Source organism: Pedobacter gandavensis, assembly GCF_032678745.1.
In the GTDB taxonomy this organism is placed as follows: domain Bacteria; phylum Bacteroidota; class Bacteroidia; order Sphingobacteriales; family Sphingobacteriaceae; genus Pedobacter; species Pedobacter gandavensis_C.
Map to the genome: position 1 here is coordinate 116,887 of NZ_JAVTST010000001.1, position 22,845 is coordinate 139,731.

General features: G+C 39.7%; 16 protein-coding genes. 12 read left to right on the forward strand and 4 right to left on the reverse strand.

Annotation, left to right across the window (positions count from 1 at the left end; translation table 11 throughout):
• Positions 1-91 precede the first annotated feature (91 nt).
• The 12 genes from R2S10_RS00500 (at position 92) to R2S10_RS00555 (ending at position 17,884) form a co-directional block, all read left to right on the forward strand.
• Complete coding sequence (locus R2S10_RS00500) at positions 92-541, forward strand: SRPBCC family protein (RefSeq protein ID WP_316838459.1); 450 nt, start codon at positions 92-94, stop codon at positions 539-541.
• A 114-nt stretch (positions 542-655) separates the two neighbouring features.
• Positions 656-1,210, forward strand: coding sequence for an RNA polymerase sigma-70 factor (locus tag R2S10_RS00505; RefSeq protein WP_316838460.1), 555 nt, complete (start codon positions 656-658; stop codon positions 1,208-1,210).
• Positions 1,211-1,305: 95 nt separating this feature from the next.
• Entirely contained in the window at positions 1,306-2,274 is a 969-nt protein-coding gene (locus R2S10_RS00510; RefSeq protein WP_316838461.1) for a FecR family protein, read from the forward strand.
• A gap of 105 nt (positions 2,275-2,379) precedes the next feature.
• Positions 2,380-5,070 carry a TonB-dependent receptor gene (locus tag R2S10_RS00515; RefSeq protein ID WP_316838462.1) on the forward strand — a complete coding sequence of 897 codons (2,691 nt, stop codon included), beginning with the start codon at positions 2,380-2,382 and terminating at the stop codon, positions 5,068-5,070.
• Complete coding sequence (locus R2S10_RS00520) at positions 5,051-6,154, forward strand: PepSY-associated TM helix domain-containing protein (protein WP_316838463.1); 1,104 nt, start codon at positions 5,051-5,053, stop codon at positions 6,152-6,154. Before R2S10_RS00515 ends, R2S10_RS00520 begins: the two co-directional genes overlap by 20 nt.
• A gap of 167 nt (positions 6,155-6,321) precedes the next feature.
• On the forward strand, positions 6,322-6,813 hold the full coding sequence (locus R2S10_RS00525; protein WP_316838464.1) for a hypothetical protein: 492 nt from the start codon (positions 6,322-6,324) through the stop codon (positions 6,811-6,813).
• A gap of 200 nt (positions 6,814-7,013) precedes the next feature.
• Entirely contained in the window at positions 7,014-8,657 is a 1,644-nt protein-coding gene (locus R2S10_RS00530; RefSeq protein WP_316838465.1) for a DUF4091 domain-containing protein, read from the forward strand.
• Between the two features lie 96 nt (positions 8,658-8,753).
• Entirely contained in the window at positions 8,754-9,320 is a 567-nt protein-coding gene (locus R2S10_RS00535; protein WP_316838466.1) for an RNA polymerase sigma-70 factor, read from the forward strand.
• A gap of 91 nt (positions 9,321-9,411) precedes the next feature.
• Positions 9,412-10,548, forward strand: coding sequence for a FecR family protein (locus R2S10_RS00540; RefSeq protein ID WP_316838468.1), 1,137 nt, complete (start codon positions 9,412-9,414; stop codon positions 10,546-10,548).
• 283 nt (positions 10,549-10,831) lie between these two features.
• A complete protein-coding gene (locus R2S10_RS00545; protein WP_316838469.1) occupies positions 10,832-14,167 on the forward strand; it encodes a TonB-dependent receptor in 3,336 nt (1,111 codons plus the stop codon).
• Between the two features lie 25 nt (positions 14,168-14,192).
• Positions 14,193-15,959 (forward strand): RagB/SusD family nutrient uptake outer membrane protein, encoded by a 1,767-nt coding sequence (locus R2S10_RS00550; RefSeq protein WP_316838471.1) that lies wholly within the window; start codon positions 14,193-14,195, stop codon positions 15,957-15,959.
• Between the two features lie 107 nt (positions 15,960-16,066).
• Positions 16,067-17,884, forward strand: coding sequence for a hypothetical protein (locus R2S10_RS00555; protein ID WP_316838473.1), 1,818 nt, complete (start codon positions 16,067-16,069; stop codon positions 17,882-17,884).
• A gap of 50 nt (positions 17,885-17,934) precedes the next feature.
• Here the strand turns inward: R2S10_RS00555 and R2S10_RS00560 are convergent, their stop codons facing one another.
• From R2S10_RS00560 to R2S10_RS00575, 4 genes are all read right to left on the reverse strand, one after another.
• Entirely contained in the window at positions 17,935-20,190 is a 2,256-nt protein-coding gene (locus tag R2S10_RS00560) for a mechanosensitive ion channel family protein (protein ID WP_316838474.1), read from the reverse strand.
• Between the two features lie 187 nt (positions 20,191-20,377).
• Entirely contained in the window at positions 20,378-21,286 is a 909-nt protein-coding gene (moaCB, locus tag R2S10_RS00565) for a bifunctional molybdenum cofactor biosynthesis protein MoaC/MoaB (protein WP_316838475.1), read from the reverse strand.
• A gap of 1 nt (position 21,287) precedes the next feature.
• Positions 21,288-21,731 (reverse strand): molybdenum cofactor biosynthesis protein MoaE, encoded by a 444-nt coding sequence (locus tag R2S10_RS00570; RefSeq protein WP_316838476.1) that lies wholly within the window; start codon positions 21,729-21,731, stop codon positions 21,288-21,290.
• A gap of 8 nt (positions 21,732-21,739) precedes the next feature.
• Positions 21,740-22,840, reverse strand: a complete 1,101-nt coding sequence (locus tag R2S10_RS00575; protein WP_316838477.1) for a HesA/MoeB/ThiF family protein — start codon at positions 22,838-22,840, stop codon at positions 21,740-21,742.
• Between the last annotated feature and the right edge of the window lie 5 nt (positions 22,841-22,845).

Here is a 22,845-nt window from a genome sequence, read left to right on the forward strand (position 1 = left end):
CTTAATAAGCTCAGAGCGAATTGGAGCAGCGACCAACAAAAACGGGCGAAACCGAAAAGCCAGACGAGTAGGAAACGAAAAAAAAGATATCATGTCAGCTAACACCGTTTCATTACATAGAATACTTAAATCCAGTCCGGAAAAGGTATACCGCGCATTCACTGAATCCCTGGCAATTGCTTCATGGCTCCCTCCATATGGATTTCTTTGTACTGTCCATGAGATGACCGTAGAAATAGGAGGTTCTTTTCGAATGTCTTTTCACAATTTTTCTACCGGTAACGGTCATTCCTTCGGGGGAAAATACCTAGAGATCAAACCGAATGAGTTTTTGAAATACACAGATACCTTTGACGACCCAAATCTTCCGGGGGAGATGATTACCTCTGTCTGGCTTCGAAAAACCTTGGTGGGTACGGAAATAAAAATCACCCAGGAAGGAATTCCAGCGGTGATCCCTGTAGAAATGTGCTATTTAGGCTGGCAGGAATCCCTGGAGAAATTAGCTAAACTGGTAGAACCTGAGATACCAGATGCCTAATCAATACCCTTCCTAGGCCTGTTTTTAAGTCAAAAAGAATCAATCTAAATAAAATCATTCTTTTATTTAGATTGATTCCAAGTAATTAATTAGCTTTGAGCAAAATTAATCACCGTGCCCGGATCTCCTTCAAATCAGGATCAACATCTTCCCCTTAATCTTCATCAAATAGATGAGCAAGGCTTTGAGCGTATTTATAGGGATCATTGGAAAAGTGTGTACGGTATCATATTTCATTACACCCATGATGAAGAAATAGCAGAGGAAATTAGTCAGGATCTCTTCGCTTCGATCTGGGAACGTCGGGGGAAACTCAGCATTAAAACTACCATAACGCATTATTTACACCGGGCAGCAAAGCTGGAGGCTTTTGAATACCTGCGCACAAGTAACAGTCGAAGGGAGCATATCAATTGCGCCTTAAGAAGCCATTGTGGATCAATAAACTGCACAGAAGAACAAGTTTTATTTAATGAATTGAACGGGAGTCTGAACCTTTTGCTGGCGGAGTTGCCTTGTAGATGCCGGGAAGTATACCGTTTAAGTCAGGATCAGGGCATGAACAACAAGACAATCGCTGCTAATTTATTGATTTCAGAAAAAACAGTAGAATACCATCTCTATAAAGCGATGAATTATTTGAGAAATAATTTGCAGGAATTCAGGTAGTTGTGTGCCATTTGATTTTTTTTCAAGAATCGACCTAGGGAAAATCAATACTTATCCGGCTTAAGGTATATGGGCAGTTAAAAGGCCTGATGCTTATGCAGATTACTAAAGAACTTATTGAACGTTATCACCAGGGCCAATGTAATCCGGAAGAGGAGGATGCGGTTCAGCAATGGCTGGAATCTGATGAAGCAGAGATGAGTTATCCGGCACAGTTAGATCTGAATGCCCTCGAAGAAAAAGGATGGAAGAAGATCGCAAGTCGGTACGATATTGCAATTCCGCCAATAGCGGGCAAATCCATTAAATGGAACAATTACCGTTTAATCTTACAAATTGCCGCTTGTTTCCTACTGTTTGTTGGATTAGGCAGCATATATTATTTCAATAAGGAGCAGAACGTTCCTCAAAAAACAGTACTGGTTTATAAAACGATAAAGACACTTAAAGGTCAGAAGTTGCAGGTAAAGTTACCCGATGGGACCCTGGTTTGGCTAAATGCGGAAAGTGTTTTACGTTTTCCTGAAAGCTTTAAAGGCAATCATAGGGCATTGGAGTTTTCTGGTGAAGCCTATTTTGATGTAGCCAAAGATCCCTCAAAGCCTTTTATCATCCAGACTGCAAAAACAAAGGTACAAGTACTAGGAACCAGATTTAACTTAAGGGCATTTGCCAAAGAAAGCAGTACTGCCGTAGTTGTAGAGGAAGGGAAAGTTAGATTTTCAGAGAAATCGGGTCAGCAACAAGCAACCCTTACTGCAAATAATATGGGTGTTTTTCAAAATTCATCCTTGCCCATTATAAAGACCCAAAAGGTGGAGGTGGGTAAATACATCGCATGGAAAAACAACGAACTATTGCTGGATAATTTAACCATTGAAGAAATTGCCCAGATACTGGAGCGCTGGTATAATGTGGAAATTAAGGTCAGCACTGCAGAATTAGCTAAAGAACGCTATACCGGCAACTTCAATAACCCAAGCTTAAAACAAGTCCTGGAAAGCATGAGCTTTGCCGTAAAATTCGATTACAGGCAGGAAGAACAAACCTTTATCTTTTATTGATTTATCCCCAAACCATTTATATAAATAAACCCGGTTTCAGTCGGCCAACTTCATACCGGGCTATTGAAAAATCAACTCATCATCAATTTAACAACAAACAAAAGTATGTACAAAGCATGTACCCCAAAGAAACAATTTGTAATATTCCTGCTATTCATCAGCAGTATCCTATATCTGCCCTGCAGCAGTTATGCGAGGCAAAACACGGTTTTAGAGAAACCCGTAACACTTCAGCTAACTAATGTTAATCTTAGCGAAGCACTAAAAGCCCTTGGCGATGTGGCTGGAGTACAATTTTCTTATAGTAGCACCCAACTGAACCTGCAAAAAAAGCTGAATCTGAACTTGAAAAATAAGACTTTGAATGAAGCATTGTCGGAATTACTCGGAGGACAATTGAAGGGCTTAAGCGTAACTGGTACGCAAATCACCATACAGACTTCAGGAGCAAAAGGAAATATCAAAGGAAGTGTTAAAACTAAAGATGGCAAACCTGCCGAATTTGTGACTGTAGGGATTAAAGGATTAAAAAGCGTTCAGGTAGATTCAAAAGGTAACTATTTACTGAAAGATGTTGAAGCGGGTACCTATAAGTTGATTGCTAGTTTTGTAGGATTAGCCCCTCAGCAGAAAGATGTAAAAGTGATTGCAGGGGAAACTGTTGCCGTAAACTTCATTTTAGCTGAAAGCAATGAGCAACTGGATGAAGTAGTGATCAATGGCGGAGGGATCAATAAGTTTTCTGTAAAGAAAACCACCACTTCTGCGAAAATGCCATTGGGTAATCTGGAAAATCCACAGGTTTATACCACTATTCCTAAAGCATTACTAGCCGAACAGATGGTTACCGAGTTTAGTATGGCGTTAAAAAATAGTCCAGGTGTATATAAGATTCAGGGTAGTAGAGGGATCAATACTGCCGGAGCTACTTTCTATAGTATGCGTGGTTTTCGTGTGGAAGCTGCCTTAACGGATGGTGTACCCTCACAAACAAATGGAGAAATCGACCCAGCCAATATTGAACGTGTAGAACTGATTAAAGGGCCTTCAGGAACATTATTTGGCGCCTCAGTAGTTTCTTTTGGTGGGTTGATCAACATTGTAACAAAGAAACCTTTAGATACATTAGGCGGAGAGTTGAGTTACACCACCGGTAGCTATGGATTAAACCGCTTCACTGCTGATGTCTACGGACCAGTAACGAAGGATAAAAAATTACTTTTCAGAATGAATGCTGCTTACCAGCATCAGAACAGTTTCCAGGATGTGGGCTTTAGGAAATCTATTTTTGTGGCGCCAGTGATAGAATATAGAGTAAATGACAGGCTGAACATCAGCTTAAATACGAGCTTTTCAGAATTAAAAAGTACCAGTCCAGCAGTAATCTTCTTACCACGTACACGTCCCTTTATAGCCACCAGACCTGAAGAATTAAATTATGATTGGAAGCGTTCTTATACCAATAAGGATTTGACCATGAAAAATCCTACGGTTAACATCAAAGGCCAGGTGAATTACAAGCTTTCAAATCAATGGACTTCACAAACCATTGTTTCAACAAATAGCCGTAAATCGGATGGTTTTTATCAATATCAATTTATCCGCGGTGCGACAGATGAAATGTTGGAGCGAAATATTTCCTTACAGAACTCTGTAAACACCTCTACAGATGTTCAGCAGAATTTTAATGGTGATTTTAAGTTATTTGGACTACGTAATAGAATTGTGCTTGGTTTGGATTATTTAAATCAGACAGTTAAAAACAACAATTCCCCATATCTGGTATTCGACAAAGTGAGCGGTACCAACCCGAATGATCCAAATTACTACAATATCTCCCGTTCAGCAGTAGAAGCTGGGTTAGCTGCAAGCACCGCCTTGCCAACTAAAGGCCATGCAGAAAACAATGTGTACAGTGCTTATGCTTCAAATGTGTTAAATATAACGGATAGATTGATCACCATGCTGAGCCTTCGTGTAGACCGTTTTCAAACTAAAGGAACCTTCAATGAAAATACGAATACGCGTTCGGGAAAATATGAGCAAACTGCATTATCCCCTAAACTTGGCCTGGTTTATCAGGTGCTAAAAGACAGGGTTTCTGTGTTTGGGAACTACATGAACGGTTTTAGCAATCCCGCCCCTGTAACACAACCAGAAGGATCAGGTGCTTCAAATACCTTTAAACCAGAACATGCCAATCAGTTGGAAGCTGGGGTTAAAACAGACCTCTTCGACGGTAAACTAAGCTTTACAGCGAGTGTGTATGATATTAAAGTGAAGAACTCCTTATATATGGAAACGGTAAATGTAAATGGTATTAATTACCGGATTACAGTGCAAAATGGTACTCAGAAAAGTCAGGGAGTAGAACTTGAACTGATTGCCAATCCAATTGAAGGTTTAAATGTCATCGCTGGTTACAGCTATAATTATAGTAAATGGAAGGATGCTGCTGTTGATTTGGAAGGTCGCAGACCTGCTGCAGCTGGTCCTGCAACATTGATCAACTCATGGATCAGCTATGCTCTTCCACATGGTCAATTTAGAGGATTGGGATTGGGTGCCGGAGTGAATTATATAGGAAAACACTTAACCGGAAACTCTGCAATTACAGGCGTGTTTACCTTGCCTTCTTACATCATGGCTACAGCTACGGTGTTTTATGATAAACCAAAATACAGGTTGGGCCTTAAAGTTGACAACCTAGCGAATGAAGTATATTTTACTGGCCAGGGCGTATTAAGTCCACAAATGCCAAGAACCTTTGCTGCGAATGTCACCTTCAAATTTTAAAAGAACAATTAGACAAATACACCTCTGGCTCGGATTAATTTCCGGGCTAGTGGTGTTTATACTGGGGATTACAGGTGCTGTATATGCCTTTCAGGACGAAATAAAAGAACTGGTTTATAAAGATCGATTGCATGTAGCCCCTGCTAAATCGCGCTTGCCACTGAGTGTATTATTGCCAATAGCCGAAGAGGCAATGGGTAAAGACCATAAAATTTCGCGTGCGGAACTCTCTCAATCGGCAGGCCGGACCTATATGTTTCGTGCTTTAAAAGTAGATAAAAAAGCTTTTGGCTATTGGAACTATTACCAGTATTATGATAAGGTTTACCTGAATCCTTATACGGGTAAGGTGGTGTTTAAGGAGAATGCCAAATCAGAGTTTTTTACTGTGGTACTGGCACTTCACATGAACCTGCTCTTAGGTGATGCTGTCGGGCATTTCATCATCCGCTGGTCGGTGGTTTGTTTTGTGATTTTACTGCTTTCAGGAATGGTGCTGTGGTGGCCCAAAAACTGGAAGCTTAAACAGCTGAAGAAAAGTTTCCAGGTAAAGTGGAATGCAAAGTTTAAAAGGCTGAATTACGACATGCACAATGTTTTTGGCTTTTACAGCTTCTTAATCCTGATGGTCATAGCGTTAACCGGATTGATGTGGTCTTTTGAGCTGACAACGGAAAAGAAAGCAAAAATATTATCTGATACCACACAGTTGCCGGGATTGATGCCAGTAGATCCGATTCTGGATCAGGCTTTAAAAGCTGCCCCAAAAACTGCTTATTTTCTATATAATTTTCCTGCAGCAAAAAGTGGAACCGTGAATGTTTCTGCTTATCAGGATGAAATGCGGATGTATGACAGACAACAGTACAAATTTGACAGGTATACCGGAAAGCTTTTGCAGGATGGAGGAAGTTTTGATCAGCAGTCTGTCGGCGCAAAATTAATTGCAATGAACTATGATCTGCATACAGGAAGTGTATTGGGGATGACAGGGAAAATAATAGCATTTTTTGCAGGATTGATTGCTGCAGGACTACCAGTAACCGGTTTTTTGATCTGGTGGAAGCGGGGAAAGCATAAATAGGTAAAAAAGAGGTATCCTTGTTAAGGAATAAGTAAAAATCAATACTTTAGCCAATGAATATGGAAAATCTCTTCTGCTTGCGTAAATTAACTATGATTCCGGCTATTTTTTTAATGACTGTATTCCAGACATTTTTTTGTACGGATGCTACTGCCCAAGTCAAATCAATGCGGATGTTTCTGTCTCCAGAAACCATCGATGCTGAGGATGAACGTAGGAAGCTGTTACTGAACGCTTCTCCAATTTTAAAGCTCATTGATCGGGCTAGTAGAGAATCACCTTTAGCTTTCGCCTGGCAGCTCAATAGGGATACTCTGCTGAATGCGAAAGATGTTTTTCGTGAAGTGATCGAGTTCCAGGGTGATGCCACGTTCCGGAAAGCTATAGCCCTTGATACCATCACGCTTAAAAAGAATACAGAAGCAGATTATGACGTTCGTCGGAATTTTTTAAGCCATTCCATAGCAATGGCTACTTACGAGATTAGTCAGCAAAAAGGAAAACAGATTTTGGTATTCGCAAACAGTACCTCTAAAGAAAAGTTATATTTTAAAGTCTTCCTGGATAAAGCCTCAAAAAGGATTCTTAAGATCCAAAATTTAAGTAACGGACGTTTCTATTTGCCGGTGCCTTTCGAAGGTGGAACAATTTCGATGTAAGAGAGGAGATTTGGAATCTATCCATATTGTTACGTTTAAGCAAACGCTTGTGTAACGAGTCTGATACGATTGCCGTTTTACGCTCTTCTCTAAATGGCTAACTTAGAGCTATGAAATATCTGTATTTTATTTGTCTATCTTTTTTATACCTAGGTGTTAAGGCACAAGACGCCAGTTTGGCTTTGCAAAAAAAGCCTTTATTGAATCAGCAAATTATTAATGAGGAATGGGCCAAAGTACCCAATGGATTAAATGTAAGCTTTGCCTCTTCGAATAAACATTTTGCAAGAGAATTGCCACCGAAGGTGGAGGCAGCAATGACCTGGGAAGCAAAAGCCTGGAAAGGCGAGAAGATACATACACAAATTTTGGTATGGGCAAATAAAAACCTGAACAATATCAGTTTAGAGGCTGGTGAATTGAAAGACAAACAAGGGAATTCCATTAAAAAGGGAAACATTACACTTGGTTTTGTTGAATATGTGATGACCGATGAATTTAAAAATGGTTGTGGCCACCGGAAAGCAGCAGATTTTGATTCTTCCTATGTAGCCGATATCATCGATACAAAATCCAAATCCGCATTGCTGAAAAAAAACACCACTCAGCCAGCATGGCTTAGTATCAAGGTGCCAGCTAATACAGCCCCTGGAAATTATAAAGGCACAATTAAGATAAAAGGAGATCAGGAATACAGTTTAGCAATCAACATTCAGGTATTAGACAAAACATTGCCTGCTCCTAACAAATGGGAATATGATTTAGATCTATGGCAACATCCAGCAGCTATCGCTCGCGTACATAATGTGCCACTTTGGAGTACGGAGCATTATGCATTGATGAAAGGTTATTATGAAATGCTGGCCAATGCAGGTCAAAAAACCATTACTGCAAGTATCGTACATGAGCCTTGGGGACACCAAACTTACGATGATTATCCAAGCTTAATTAAATGGACGAAGAAAAAGGATGGCAGCTGGAAATACGACTACAGTCTATTTGATAAATATATAGCCTTTGTAATGGATTGCGGAATTACGGAACGCATCAACTGTTACAGTATGGTACCTTGGAAGATCGCTTTTACCTATTATGATGAAAGCACACAAAAGGAAGCCGTATTTACAGATGCGATTGGTACCCCAACTTATAACGCTTTCTGGAAAACCATGCTGGTCGACTTTGCACAGCACCTGAAGCAAAAAGGATGGTTTAGCAAAACCTATATTGCAATGGACGAAAGACCAATAGAAGCGATGAAATCGGTCATCAAATTATTGAAAGAGACGGATAAAAACTGGAAAATTGCTTTAGCAGGAGAGTATCATCCTGAAATAGAACAAGATATTGATGTCTATTGCATTGCTTCAAGAGAGGTTTTTCCAGCAGCTACTTTGGCAAAGCGTAAACAAAATGGTCAACTGAGTACCTGGTATACCTGCTGTACAGAGCCTTATCCAAATGGCTTTACTTTCTCTTCTCCGGCAGAAGGAGTATGGATCGGCTGGTACACAGCAAGTAAAAATATGGATGGTTATTTAAGATGGGCTTATAATAGCTGGACGAAAAACCCGCTGGAAGATAGTCGTTTTATCACCTGGCCAGCTGGCGATACTTATATGGTTTACCCTGGTCCGCTGAGTTCTATCCGATTTGAAAAGCTTATTGAAGGATCCCAGGATTTTGAAAAAATCAGATACTTAAAAACCTTGTATACAAAAAATAAGCAGACTAAACAGCTGAACGAATTGAATAAGGCTTTGGAGATGTTCGATATAAAATCATTGGCAACGGTCACAGCTGATGAGATGCTTAAACAAGTAAAGCCACTTCTAAACCAATAGTTCGGGTAATATTACGCTTTAGCTAAAATTAGGCTTGAAGGGGGGCATTGCATTTAGTTGTGATTTTTTATGTAGTTTCGGTTCGGATAACTTTAAATGGTGGATTACAGTAAATATACAGATCAGGAGCTGGTAGACTTAATAAAATACGATGACCGGATTGCATTTGCTGAAATTTTTGACCGATATAATGCCCCCCTTTATATTCATGCTTTTAAGCGACTTCAGGAAAGAGAAGAGTGTAGGGATTTAGTACAGGAATTGCTCACTACACTCTGGTCAAAGCGACACGAATTATTCATTACAACCACACTTTCCGGCTATTTATTTATGTCGGTGCGCAACAGAATATTTAATCTGTTAACGAAGAAAAAGTTGAACGATGAATATGTTGCAGCCATCCAGTATCTTGAAGTAGAGAATAGTTTTTCTACCGATCATTTGGTGAGGTTAAAACAGTTAACCCTAATTATTGATCAGGAAATAGCCGCACTTCCGCCTCGTACCAAAGAAATATTTGAATTGAGCCGCAAGGGTTTCCTATCTCATAAAGAAATCGCCGCTCAACTAGATATTTCTGAACAAACAGTAAAAACTACCGTGAACAATGCCCTGAAAATACTGCGTACCAGGCTAGGATCGATGTTTTTTCTAATTCTTTAAAAATACTTTCTTTTTGGATACCCCCAAGCTTAGTTTGCATTGTCTTTAGTGTTTGCATGCGAGTTATAAAAGCTTTGCATCAATCAAAAACATGAACAGACAAGAAATTGAAGACCTAATTCATAAGTATGATCAGGGGCTATGCAATGAGCGCGAAAAAGCCTTGTTGGAGACTTGGTATGCCGGATGGAACTTAAATGAGTCTGTTGATATTTCTGAGGATGCCCTTAAAGAAGACCTTTCTTTAATTAGGCAAAAGACGTTGGAGGCCATTCAGCCAGCAGCTAAAACATACAGGCTATGGCCAAAATTTGCTGCTGCTGCCGCAGTTATTATAGTTGTGGGCGGAGCTTTGTTCTATTTCGATAAACCAGATGCTCATCAAAACCAACAACAAGCCATTGCTAAGGATCTTGCTCCGGGTTCAGTTGGAGCTACACTAACCCTGGCAAATGGCAAGAAAATTAAATTAGGAAATAGCAATAGCGGTGAGCTCGCAAATGAAGCCGGCGTAACCATTACCAAGACTCCTGAGGGCGAATTGGTATATGAGCTGAGTAACGCGGTCGATGCAGCATCGGATAAAATAAACACCCTTTCAACTACCAATGCTGAAACTTATCGGGTGCGCTTACCGGATAAAACGGAGGTTTGGTTAAACGCCGCTTCAGTATTGAAATATCCGGCTTCTTTTACGAAGGCCACAGCGAGAAGGGTTGAACTGGAGGGAGAAGCCTATTTTCAGGTAGCTAAGGACAAAAAACATCCTTTTATCGTAAAAATGAAACATCAGGATATAACAGTTCTGGGTACGAAGTTTAACGTAAAAGGATATGTGAATGAGCCAACAAAGACCACTTTAGTCGAAGGTAGCGTACAAGTCTCTAATCATGGGAACGCTAAAATGTTAAAACCTGGTCAGAAGTCTACATTGATGCCAACAGGGAATTTCCTGGTAGGACCTTCTGATGAGCTGCTTGACCTGGCCTGGAAAAACAACGAGTTTATGTTTGAAAGCGAGTCCATTGAAAACGTCATGAAAATGGTCGAACGCTGGTATAACGTAGAGGTGGTTTATGTAGGAAAGAAATCTACTGAGAAATTCGGAGGTGCCGTTTCCAGATTCGAAAAGGTGTCTAAAGTATTGGAATTGTTAGAACGCACAGGTACCGTGAAATTCAAAATAGAGAACAGAACAATATTTGTGACCAGTACCAACAATCTTTAAAATAAATTATTGCCAATAAACAGAGTATTCATATCATAAATCAAACAGATGAGAAAAATTTTACAACCACGCAGCTAAGGCTATTATAAAAACGAACCAGAGGTGCTACTAACACCCCCGGTTGAGTTTGGATATAATTAATTAAATCAACTATTGCTGAATGCCCTAAGTTTTCGACGACAAGGGGGCAGAAAGCAGCTAACCAAACCTTAAACTAATGTATAAAAATTATCCGAGGAAGCTTGGTGTCTACCAACGCTTATGCCAAAAATTATTACTAATTATGCGCCTAACCACCGTGATCATAATCGCATCGATTATGCAGGTCAGTGCTGCCACTTATGCACAAAAAATAAGCCTTTCTAAATCTAACGCAACGTTAAAGACCATTTTTAGGGAAATTAAAAGCCAAAGTGGCTATAACTTTCTTTACACAGATAACTTGCTTAAAAATGCGAATCTAGTAACCATTGAGGTGAAAAACGCAGAACTTTTAGAGGTTTTAAAACAGATTTTTAATCAACAACCACTTTCTTACGAAATTGAAAGTAAAACCATTATCATTAAGCAGCAGAAAAAACTGGCTTTTCAAAATATAGCCGCTTCATCAATGCTTGCTGCAATCAAAGGAAAGATCATCGATGAATTGGGCTTGCCCCTGATTGGTGCTTCCGTTAAAGTAAAAGGTACTAATAAAGCAGTATCTACGAACGTCGAGGGCGAGTTTAGTATCGAGGTCAACAAAGGTGATGTTTTAGAGATCTCAATGATTGGCTATACCACTCAATTGGTGACTATTGGCAACGAAAAGACACTATCCATTAAATTACTGGAAAAGAAAGAAGAATTGGGAGAAGTAGTGGTAGTAGGTTATGGTACGCAGAAAAAGGTAAACTTAACTGGATCTGTAGCTACTGTGAATGCTCAGGATCTTAAAGATCGTTCCAATACCAATTTAATGGCTTCAGTACAAGGTAAAGTTCCTGGTGTGACGGTCATTGCTCGTCCAGGTGAAGCACCAGCGATTAACTTCCGCGGTAGAGGGAACTTTGAAACCTCGTCTCCATTATTTGTAATTGATGGGGTCATTTCTAATGCGACTATCTTTTCGAGCTTAGATCCAAATAGCGTAGAATCGGTTTCTTTCCTAAAAGATGCTTCTTCGGCCTCTATCTATGGTTCTCGTGCAGCTTATGGTGTGGTATTGGTGACCACTAAATCAGGAAAAAATGGGGTAATGACGATTTCATATAATGGCTTTGTAGGTGCAAAATCAGCTACTTATAAACCAGATCTATTGAACTCCTGGGAATATGCAGAATTGTACAACGAAGGTTTAGTAAACCGTGGTGTTGCACCTTTATATTCTGCAGAACAAATCGGATGGTTTAAAGATGGTTCTAAACCGGATTTATATCCAAATACCAACTGGACAGATTTAGTATTGGATAAATCAGCAATCACTACACAGCACTCTCTGAATTTCAGTGGTGGTTCAGAGAAGATCCGCTATTTTACAAGTCTTGGTTATGTTTACGACGATCAGTTTATGCCAGGTCAGGATGGTAAACGTTACAACCTGCAAACTAAAGTTTCTTCGGATGTAACGAGCTGGTTGACTTTAAATAGCAACGTTTCCTACATCAACACGCAGAACGATCGCGTGAATGGTGCAACTTCAACTTACCAAATTTTAGCAGTTCCTTCTACCATGGTGGCCCGTCATACGAACGGAGATTGGGGTACTATTAATGGTGGTGCAATTGCTTCACAAAGTTTCATCAGAAATAATGCACTTCGTAATTTAAATAGAAAAGATTGGGAGCATAAAAACTCTGTCAATACAATTCTAGATCTGGGTTTTGACCTTAAACCTTTAAAAGGTTTAGTTATTAGTGGTCAGGCTTCTTATATGAGTACCGAAGATAAGAGAAAATGGTATGATGCGCTGCAGAACAATGCAATTAACTATCTTTCAAAAGCTGAAATACCAGGTACTGGGGCTACGGTTAACCAAATGAATATGAAATGGGGCAATAACTCTCGTTTGTTATACACTGCTACTGCAAAATACGACTGGAAGAATGAGAAACACTCATTTTCAGTGCTTGCAGGTACTTCTTACGAACAAAATAAGTTCGAAGGTTTAGAAGGTTCACGCAAAAACTTCCCTACAGATGATTTAGAAGATTTAAGTGCAGGTTCTGCAGCAGGTGCGGATCTTACCAATAAAGGTGGGCTTTCTCAATTCAATCTTGCTTCTTATTTCGGACGTTTAAACTACAACTATTTAGGTCGTTATTTATTAGAAGCGAACATCAGAACGGACGGTTCTTCCAGATTCTATAAAGATTCTCGTTGGGGCGTGTTCCCTTCATTCTCTGCCGGTTGGTTAGTGTCTGAAGAGGCTTTTATGAAAAAAGTAAGCTGGATCAATTTATTGAAATTGAGAGGTTCTTATGGCGTATTGGGTAACATCAATAACGTTGGTAATTACGATTATTTCCAAACCTATAACAATGGTTTAGGATACAACTTTGAAGATGTTGTGGTGCCAGGTATTTCGGAGTCGAAACCAGCAAACGCCAAACTAGGTTGGGAAAAGGTAGCGATCACCGATATCGGTCTTGATCTGGAATTGTTGGGCAATAAGTTATCTGTAACCGCGGATTACTATATCAAAAACACCAGTAATATTTTGATGGAATACAATGTCCCTGTTGAAGTAGGCGTAAGTAAAAGACCATCACAAAACATTGGTAAAGTACAAAACAAAGGTTTTGAACTCGCCTTAAATTACAGAGATAAAGTTGGCGATTTCCAATATTCATTTGGCGGAAATATGTCGATCAATACCAATAAAGTAGTTGATTTAGCAACATCTGATAATATGATTTATGATGGTGGTGATAAGATTGATTACATCTATAAAGTGGGTCAATCCATTGGTTCTTACTATGGATACGTAACTGATGGACTTTATTCGCAAGCGGAAATCGACAAAGGAGAGTATTACAAATTCGGTCGTATTCCTAAAGCTGGTGACATTAAATATAAGCCACAAAGAGCAAATGTTGCCTGGAAAAGTGACATCACTGGAGAAGACAGAGCAATTATTGGAACAGATGTCCCTAAATATACTTATGGTTTAAATGTAAGCTTAAAGTATAAAAACTTTGATTTTTCGGCATTTGGACAAGGGATAAGTGGTGCTAAAGTTGCCTTTGAGAACGACGCATTGGTGCCATTTTTCTTAGGTGGTAGCGCCAGAGCTTATCATTTGAAAAGATGGACTACTGAAAATCCTAACCCACAAGCAGTTTACCCACGTACGTACGGTGGTGGTACTTTAGACAATTACAACAGAGAGTTTTCTGAGTACTCCTTATTTGATGCTGATTATTTCCGGGTGAAAAACATTGCTTTCGGGTATAAATTTTCAGATAATCTCTTGAAAAAACGTGGCATTTCGGCAGCTAGAATTTTTGTGAATCTTGAAAACATGTTTACCATCCGTGCCGATGATAAAATGAAAGATTTTGATCCGGAAACTGCGAGTTCAAGAGTTTTAGGTATCGGTGTGAAAACAATGTCAATTGGTCTAAATCTTACTTTGTAAGAACAGAAGTATTAAAAAACGAATTATGAGAACCTATTTAAATAAAATATTCATTGCATCATCAGTCCTGATCTTTATGGCTGGATGTAAAAAACTAGATGTAACACCACCCTCTGAAGTGGCAGCCGAGACTTTTTGGAAGACAGAAAAAGATGCCTGGTTAGGTCTAAATGCTTGCTATAGTCAACTTCCAGGTTGGGATGGTTACATCGAAATGACTACCGATAACAGCCATAGTCAGAAACCCTGGGAGGGGCCTTTCGAGGCTGCACAGTTAAACGCATTGAGTTCTGCAGATGATTTAGGATACAACTATAGCGATATCCGCATTCAAAACAACTTCTTAGAAAAAGTAGATGGTTGTACGATGGATAATGATTTGCGTAACAGAATGAAAGCGGAATCGAGGTTCATGCGCGCATTCTCTTATTTGAAGCTGACTTCCTTATTTGGAAAAGTGCCATTGGTGATTTCAGTTTTAGAATACAATGCGCCTCCGTTACCAAGAGATCCAGCTGAAAAAGTACAGAAATTCATCTTGGATGAGTTGGCAGAAATTGCGGAAATACTACCTAAGGACTATACTGGTGGTTATCTGAAAGAGAAAGGTCGGATTACCCGTTCTGGTGCTTTGGCATTGAGAGCAAGAGCCGCTTTATACTTTGGTAATTTTATCGAAGCAGAAAAATCAGCCAATCTGATCATCAGAGAAGGTCAACATCAATTGTTCCGTGTGGCTACTTTGGATGCAGGACAACAAAAAGAAGCGGATGAAATGGATCAATTTATCGATTTTGCGGCTAAGGGGATTGATAAGGATAAGTATGTGAAAGGACTTTTCAGCTACGAAACTTTATGGCATTCTAAAAATGCCAATCCTAACAACAAAGAATATATAGTGTCTAGAGGCTATATGGCAGAAAAAGGTCAGTCAGATGTGTCACGCTACATTTATTTGAGACCAAGTCAGCTGGTATCTGGCTACAGTTCATTGAAACCGATTCAGGATTTAGTGGATGCGTATTGGGATATTGATGGTCAGACCGTTAGGCCATTAATCGCTACACAAACCAGAGCAACGAACTTTGCTGCGATGGAGAATCAGGTTGCCGGCCTGGATCAAACACAATACATTGCAAAAGTGCCAACACTTGATATGAAAAGTAATGCCTATATGAACGAGTTCCGTAACAGAGACAGTCGTTTGTACGCTTCGATTCTTTTCCCTTTTAAAGGATGGCATGAAACAGATTTTTCAGGTCCATTTTACTACCGTTGGGAGCCATCATTCGTGAATAATGGTAATGAATCAGCAAGTGGTTACAGCTGGCGTAAAATGGTGGCTTTACAACCGTTTTTCTCTGATCCAGGTGAAGGTTCTTCTGGTGATGATTTTCCAGTAATCAGGTATGCAGAAGTATTGCTAACCTTTGCAGAAGCACGTATCCAGAATAGTGGATGGGATAGCGATGTTCAGGCAGCTTTAAACGATCTGCGTGACCGTTGTGGGATGCCAAACGTACCTACAGCTATCGCGTCAAAACCTGCAGCACTTGATTTCGTGAGAAACGAAAGAAGAATTGAAATGGCAGGTGAGGGGAACCGTTTTTACGATATTCGTCGTTATGGCCCTACTTACGCTGCTTCAGTAATGAACAGAGAGACTTTTACACCTAATGGGGTATCAGTGGTTAAAAAATCATGGGATAACCGTTTAATGTTGATGCCAATTCCGCAATCAGCAATGGACTTAAATCCTTTATTGAAAAACGACCAAAACCCGGGTTACTAATTTTAAAGCAATCAGCGTAAATAAGAGCCAGTTAACGCTGGCTCTTATTTTTTTACTTTGTATATTCCGTTTCTAAATAATTCTTGAACCATAATTAATTAAATCAATTGAAAAAAAACATCTTACTGCTGCTGTTAAGCTTTAGTCTAATAGTCCCATTAAAAGCACAAACCAAGACAAAAGTATACCAACTTTCCGCTTATGGGATCAAACCGAATACAGGAGAGAACATCAGTCCTTTATTAGTTAAATTGCTGAAAGAGATCAAAAGCAAAGCCACTGATCAGGATGCAATTGTAATTCAGTTTCAAAAAGGAAAGTATAATTTTCATCCGGAAGGAGCACTAAAAAGAGAATACTATATCTCGAACCACGATCAGGTGAATCCTAAGACCGTAGCGATTGAATTAGATCATTTCAAAAACATCACCTTAGATGGTAATGGTGCAGACTTGATGTTTCATGGTCGTATGATCCCTCTGGCGTTAATTGAAAGCCAGAATGTGAAAATCAAAAACCTGAGTATCGATTTCGAAAAACCACAAATTACACAGATTAAGATTGTAGAAAACGATCCTATTGCAGGAACCATTGTTTATGAAACTGCGCCTTGGGTAACCTACAAAATCAAAGATAGTGTGCTTTATAATTTAGGAGAAGGCTGGGAAATGAATCCAACCTCAGGCATCGCTTTTGAAAACAAGACGAAACACATTGTTTTCAATAGTGGAGACATTAGAGTAGGGACTAAGAGCGTTTCAGAAATTGCTCCTGGAAGGATTAAAGCGCATCATTGGAAGAACAAAATGCTGATTCCAGGTACCGTAATCGCCATGAGAAGCTGGCACCGTCCAACTCCAGGTATTTTTGTTCATAAAGGGAAGAATATCACTTTCTTGAACGTAAAAGTACATTATGCAGAAGGAATGGGACTTTTGGCGCAGCTCACAGAAAACATCTATATGGATGGATTTTGCGTATCGTTAAGAGGTAAAAACGACCCTAGATATTTTACTACTCAAGCAGATGCTACGCATTTCTCAGGCTGTAAAGGAGATTTAGTATCTAAGAACGGTGTGTACGAAGGAATGATGGACGATGCGATCAATATCCATGGAACCTACCTTAAAATGGTAAAAAGATTAGACGATCGTACCGTAGTTGGTAGATATATGGAAGGTCAATCTTTCGGTTTCGACTGGGGTAACTTAAAGGATTCAGTGCAGTTTATCCAATCTAAGACCATGGATTTATGGGATACCAAGAATACCATTGCTGCGATTACACCCCTAAGATCTAAACCAGAAGACCCAATTAAAGAGTTTAAGATCGAATTTACCAATGCTTTAAACCCGGAGATCGATCCAGAAAAAACGGATGTTGGGATAGAGAATTTAACCTGGACACCTACAGTAGTTTTTACAGGAAATACCATCCGTAACAACAGGGCAAGGGGTGCGCTATTTAGTACGCCAAAACCAACATTAGTTGCAGATAACCTGTTTGACCATACTTCTGGTAGTGCCATCGTACTTTGTGGTGATAGCAATGGCTGGTACGAAACGGGTTCTTGTAGAGATGTGACGATTCGCAACAATACTTTTATCAATGCCCTAACCAGTATGTATCAATTTACCAGTGCAGTAATTTCTATTTATCCTGAGATTCCTAATCTTAAAGATCAAAAGAAATACTTCCACTCAGGGATCAAGATAGAAAACAACAAGTTTGATACTTTTGATCAACCTATTGTTTATGCGAAATCAGTAAACGGAATTGTGTTTAAAAACAACAAAATAACCACCAATACTGACTATCCAGCATACCATAGCAATAAGAAAAGAGTGCTTTTTGAAAGAGTAATCAATGCCGAACTAGGCAATAACACCGTAGACGGAAAGACTACAGATTTGCTTGACAAATAATTTGAAATTTAAGGGAGTAGTTTTTCATGCTAAAACTACTCCCTTTAAACTTATACCATCTCAATATCTTTCTCCTCAAAGGCTTCAAATATTTGTGCAATGACCATGTTTCTGGTCAGGTCTGCATTAGCAATATCCTTGCACCAGAAGTATATTTTTATACTGCTCTTTAGCTTACTCACTGGAATAATCATGATCACAGGTTCTTTGTTCACAAAGACATTGTCGTTGTTAATGATCAATTCCCGGATCTGATTTACTACTTCAGTTGAATTGAAGGGCTTAGCAATATTTAAAGAAATATCTACCCGCATCTGGTTATTGCTAAGGGTCCAGTTGATAATGTTGTTTGACAATATGGATCCGTTGGGAATAATGATTTCTGCACCTTCCTCACTAAGTAAGGTACTGGCACGGACACCAATTTCTTTAACTCTTCCTTTTTTATTGCTCAACTCCACTACATCTCCGATGCGGATGGTCTTATCGAAAATGAGGATGATCCCGGATACGAAATTGCTCACGATATTCTGTAAACCTAATCCGATACCTACGCCAAGGGCACCAAGAATGACGGTGATCTTGTCAATCGGTAGTCCAGATGCTGCCACAGCCATAAGGAATCCCCCAATGAGTAGCACCAATCGCGTAATTAGTAATTTTGAGCGTTCCCCTTTATTGTCTTCTATGTCGTCGTCTCCGGTATCACCAAAGAAATAAGCAATGTATTTTTGTAAAAAGTTGGCCGTCCAGATGATCCCTAAAAAGAGGACGATGCCACCAAAGGTGAAGGAGAAGCTTCCTACTGTTCTCTTTTCAATCAGGATCTCCATTAAAGACTCATACAACCCATTGAAAATATTAAGATTCGTGGTAAATATCACAAACCAGATGATGGTCGCAGCAACCCCGGTTAGCCTTTTCAGACCCGAGGTTACGGAATTCCAGTCGAAATATTCAGGATAACCTTTACGGATTCTGCTACTTTTCATTTGAAGCAGGAAAGCCTCTACCAGTACTTTTGCCAGGATGGTTAACGATATCGCATTTAACAAAGAGTTTACGCCCGTAGAATAGAAAATTTGGGTAAGGGTAAAGCGACCGAAGAGGTTGCAAAAAGTAGCAATGACTGCGAAGATGGTATAGATAAATCCAGTAATCAGTATCGTTTTATATTTCTTTGCCTGCTCATCCAGTTTCCTTAATATCAGGATACCATAGATGGAAGAACTGATACTTAGGAACAGCAGCAACCAGCGCTGATATCTTTGTGGCATCCCTAAGAGACGTAGAAAAACCGGGGCAAGCAGTAATATGGCAAAGATGCACCAATAGTAAAATAGCTTTGAAGAGAGTCTCGTGCGGAAAAAGACGGTCAGTAAAAGGGCAAGTAAAATCTGTACCGATTCGATATATAATGCTGGTGCCTTGAGGTCGAAGATAGGAGCCAGGGTAAACAGCATGATAAAAGTAATCAGGTAAGGCTGCGCCGTAAGTAAGGAAAAATCGTCGAGCGCTTCCAGGCGGTCCCGCTGCTTCATACTCCTGAAATTGAAAAATACCCAGAAGAAGAAGGTCACGCAGGTAAGGATCAGTAAAAGGCGACTGCTGCGGGTGTAAACAAAATAGTACCCTGATATTTCCTTTTCGCCATTGATAAAGTTCCGGAATCCAACACCTCTGGTCTTATTACTTGCAGACTCCCAAAGATAACGTCGCTCTTTCCCGAATGCTTTTATACTTACGGCATCAAGATGCCTGTCGGTAAGGTACATTAACTCTTTAATGTTGATCAGATTAGCGGAAGTACGCGCTTGCAGGTTGTTAATTGTTAATGTGGTAGTTTTTAGTAAACTATCCATGACCACATGTTTTTTCTTCAGCTCCGCAAATTGCTCTTTAAACATCAGGCGCATCGCCGGTAGTGTAAAAACTTTAATCAGCACCGTGTCCTTACGCAGGTTAAGAATTTCCGTTTTTAACTCCCTTAATTCTTTTTCATAGGCATCTAGATCCGACAAACATTCCGTGTTATTGGTCTGAAGCTCCTCCAGTAAGGTTTGATCCATTTGGAGGTTTTGCAGGTTTGGCGTCCTGTCACTTTGAGTAAGCCTGCTTTTAAGTAAGGCAAGGGCAGCCTCATCCTGTGTTAAATGTGCGGCTATTGGGTTTAGTTTCTTAAAGGAGCCTACGGTAACCGGGACCTTATTGATGGTCTCGAATACTTTTTCAAGATGAACCAGGTAGTCGCCCTTTGTCAAGGTTGCAGAGTCGGAAAGGATAGAGATATCCTGACCTTTTTCCATGACATTATTTTTCTGTGCGAAAGTAGGAATGGAAAAGCATAAGACAGCTATTAAGGCTATCGCAAGCTGAATTGATATGGAAAAGGGATTTTTAACTATCATTTGATCTATAAGAAGTATTGGATGGGGATCCTGAAGACATAAATGTGTTCCTGGATCCCCCAAAAATAGCTAATAGAATGTAATGTTAATGCTTTTGACCCTTATTTACCTTAAACAGATGTAGGATTTGCGGGAATAGCGCATGAATATATTCTTCAACTCCAGCTTTCGATCCGGGAAAGGTAAGCACCAGGGTATCACCAATAAATCCGGCTATCCCACGAGATAACATCGCATAAGGCATCCGTTCCTGGCCATATTGTCTGGCAGTTTCCATAATACCATCAATTTTACGCTCAATTAAAGGCGAAATCGCTTCAGGTGTAACATCCCTTGGGGAAAGACCTGTTCCACCAGTAAAAATCAACAGTTGATGTTCAGCTCCGCAGAGTTCAAGTGCCTTTGCGCTGATTCTTTCAACCTCATCAGGTAAAACTTCATATTTCAGCGTTTCAATCCCAAATTGTTCCAGCAATCCTATGATAGTTTTGCCCGAACTGTCCTGTGCTTTACCTGAAAAAACAGAATCAGAGCAAACCACTACAGCTGCTTTTATTTCTGGAAATTGAAGCTGCCTAAAGTCTGATTTACCACCTGATTTTTTTAACAACCGGATGTTTTGAATTTCAACACCTTTATCGATTGGTTTCAGCATATCATACATTGTAAGGGCGGTAATCGAAGCACCGTGCATGGCTTCAACTTCTACACCGGTTTTGTAAATGGTATGAACTTCTACGGTAATGTGAATATTCAACCCATCAATTGCGTAAGTAATGGAAGTGTATTCTATAGGTAGCGGGTGACAATCAGGAATGAGGTCACTCGTTTTCTTTACGCCTAAAAGTCCTGCAGCCCGGGCAAATTCGAAAACATCTCCCTTAGGGATTTTTCTTTGCTCAATAGCTTCAACTGTTTCTGGTTTTGAAACTTTGACAGTGGCCATTGCAATGGCAATTCTTAAGGTGTTTGATTTATTTGTAATGTTTACCATTTTACTTGTTTTCTTTCCATTGATGTGTGTCGTCTTCAAATATCTCTTTGCCCCAAATAGGTAACTCAGCTTTTAGCCGTTCCACAATTTCCGAACAGGCGTCGATAGCCGGCTTACGATGAGCAGAAGAGCAAAATACAAAAAGGCAGATTTCACCGGTTTTAACGACCCCTAGGCTATGGTGGACATGTAGACAATTTAGCGGGTATTTCTCGAAAATCTCCTCCCTAATGGCATTCATTTTTTCTAAAGCAAGTGCTTCATAGGTGGTAAATTCTATGGCAGTTACAAATTTACCCTCCAGCTCATCTTTTCTCACTTGTCCCATGAATATACTGTGACCGCCAATAGCAGTCTTTGAACTGTGTTTTGAAATACTGTCCGCTATAAATGAGGGGTCGATCCTACCCTTAACAAATATGTTTTTTGTTTTTTTATCACTCATTTCCTAACCTATAAAAAGTAATTTATCCATTTTACAATGCCCCCTTGCAGGCTGAAAATGTTCTTATTGTTGCCGTATTTTTCTATTATTGCTTGCGCTGCAGTAAGGCTGCGTATACCATGTTGACAAATGAATACAATGTTTTTCTCCTGAATATCACTATCCATAAAAACACCGAACTCAGACATAGGTACCTTTCTAAAGATTTCCTCATTTAGTATCGGAGCCTCATGCCGCTCCCGGACATCAATAATTAATGTAGATGCTGCTCCTTGTAGTGCTGCTAATTGCGCAGCGTCAATTTCTGTGTACTCTTTTGTAAATCCAGCAGAATTCGGGTAGTCCATATTTGAAAAATCCTTTTCATGAATAGGGATCTGGTAATCATTTCCCGGACTAATGTTCATTTCATATTGTTCCAGACTTAGTAAGTTATAATGGAGTAGTTTATTAACCAATGGCCTGCCAACTCCAGTAATCAGTTTGATAGTTTCTGCTGCTGCCATACTGCCAATTATTCCTGGCAATACACCCAATACGCCATTTTCAGCGCAATTAAGTACCTCTCCATATTGGGGAGGAATAGGGAAAATATCCCTGTAATTGCATCTTTGCTGCTGTTCATCGGGAACATTAAATATTGCTAACTGCCCTTCAAATCCGGAGACTGCGGCAAATATCAGCGGCTTAGCAAGTAGCACACAAGCATCATTAATCAGGTATCTGGACTCGAAATTATCTGTCCCATCTATAATAAAATCATAGCCTTTAAAAATATCCAGCACATTTTCTTTTTGAAGACGTACAGGGTGTGGAATGATTTCAACCTCTGGGTTCATTTTTTCAAGTCGCTCCATAGCAACGCGAACTTTTAACTTGCCCACATCAGCAGTCGTAAAAAGAATCTGGCGATGAAGATTAGACAAATCAATCGTATCATCATCGACAATACCAATATAACCAACACCTGCAGCAGTAAGATATTGTAATGCAGGGCAACCAAGGCCTCCTGCACCAATAACCAGAACCCTGGCTTTTGATAATAAAAGTTGTGCTGCTTCCCCAAAACCAGGGAGAATAACCTGCCTATGGTATCTTTCTGTGGCCATTTCTA

What these genes read in the sequence shown, in the direction of transcription:
- R2S10_RS00525 (WP_316838464.1), top strand. Translation starts at nt 6,322, where the DNA reads ATGCGGATGTTTCTGTCTCCAGAAACCATCGATGCTGAGGATGAACGT.
- R2S10_RS00500 (WP_316838459.1), top strand. Translation starts at nt 92, where the DNA reads ATGTCAGCTAACACCGTTTCATTACATAGAATACTTAAATCCAGTCCG.
- R2S10_RS00575 (WP_316838477.1), bottom strand. Translation starts at nt 22,840, where the DNA reads ATGGCCACAGAAAGATACCATAGGCAGGTTATTCTCCCTGGTTTTGGG.
- moaCB (WP_316838475.1), bottom strand. Translation starts at nt 21,286, where the DNA reads ATGGTAAACATTACAAATAAATCAAACACCTTAAGAATTGCCATTGCA.
- R2S10_RS00510 (WP_316838461.1), top strand. Translation starts at nt 1,306, where the DNA reads ATGCAGATTACTAAAGAACTTATTGAACGTTATCACCAGGGCCAATGT.
- R2S10_RS00545 (WP_316838469.1), top strand. Translation starts at nt 10,832, where the DNA reads ATGCGCCTAACCACCGTGATCATAATCGCATCGATTATGCAGGTCAGT.
- R2S10_RS00540 (WP_316838468.1), top strand. Translation starts at nt 9,412, where the DNA reads ATGAACAGACAAGAAATTGAAGACCTAATTCATAAGTATGATCAGGGG.
- R2S10_RS00535 (WP_316838466.1), top strand. Translation starts at nt 8,754, where the DNA reads ATGGTGGATTACAGTAAATATACAGATCAGGAGCTGGTAGACTTAATA.
- R2S10_RS00520 (WP_316838463.1), top strand. Translation starts at nt 5,051, where the DNA reads ATGTCACCTTCAAATTTTAAAAGAACAATTAGACAAATACACCTCTGG.
- R2S10_RS00570 (WP_316838476.1), bottom strand. Translation starts at nt 21,731, where the DNA reads ATGAGTGATAAAAAAACAAAAAACATATTTGTTAAGGGTAGGATCGAC.
- R2S10_RS00550 (WP_316838471.1), top strand. Translation starts at nt 14,193, where the DNA reads ATGAGAACCTATTTAAATAAAATATTCATTGCATCATCAGTCCTGATC.
- R2S10_RS00560 (WP_316838474.1), bottom strand. Translation starts at nt 20,190, where the DNA reads ATGGAAAAAGGTCAGGATATCTCTATCCTTTCCGACTCTGCAACCTTG.
- R2S10_RS00515 (WP_316838462.1), top strand. Translation starts at nt 2,380, where the DNA reads ATGTACAAAGCATGTACCCCAAAGAAACAATTTGTAATATTCCTGCTA.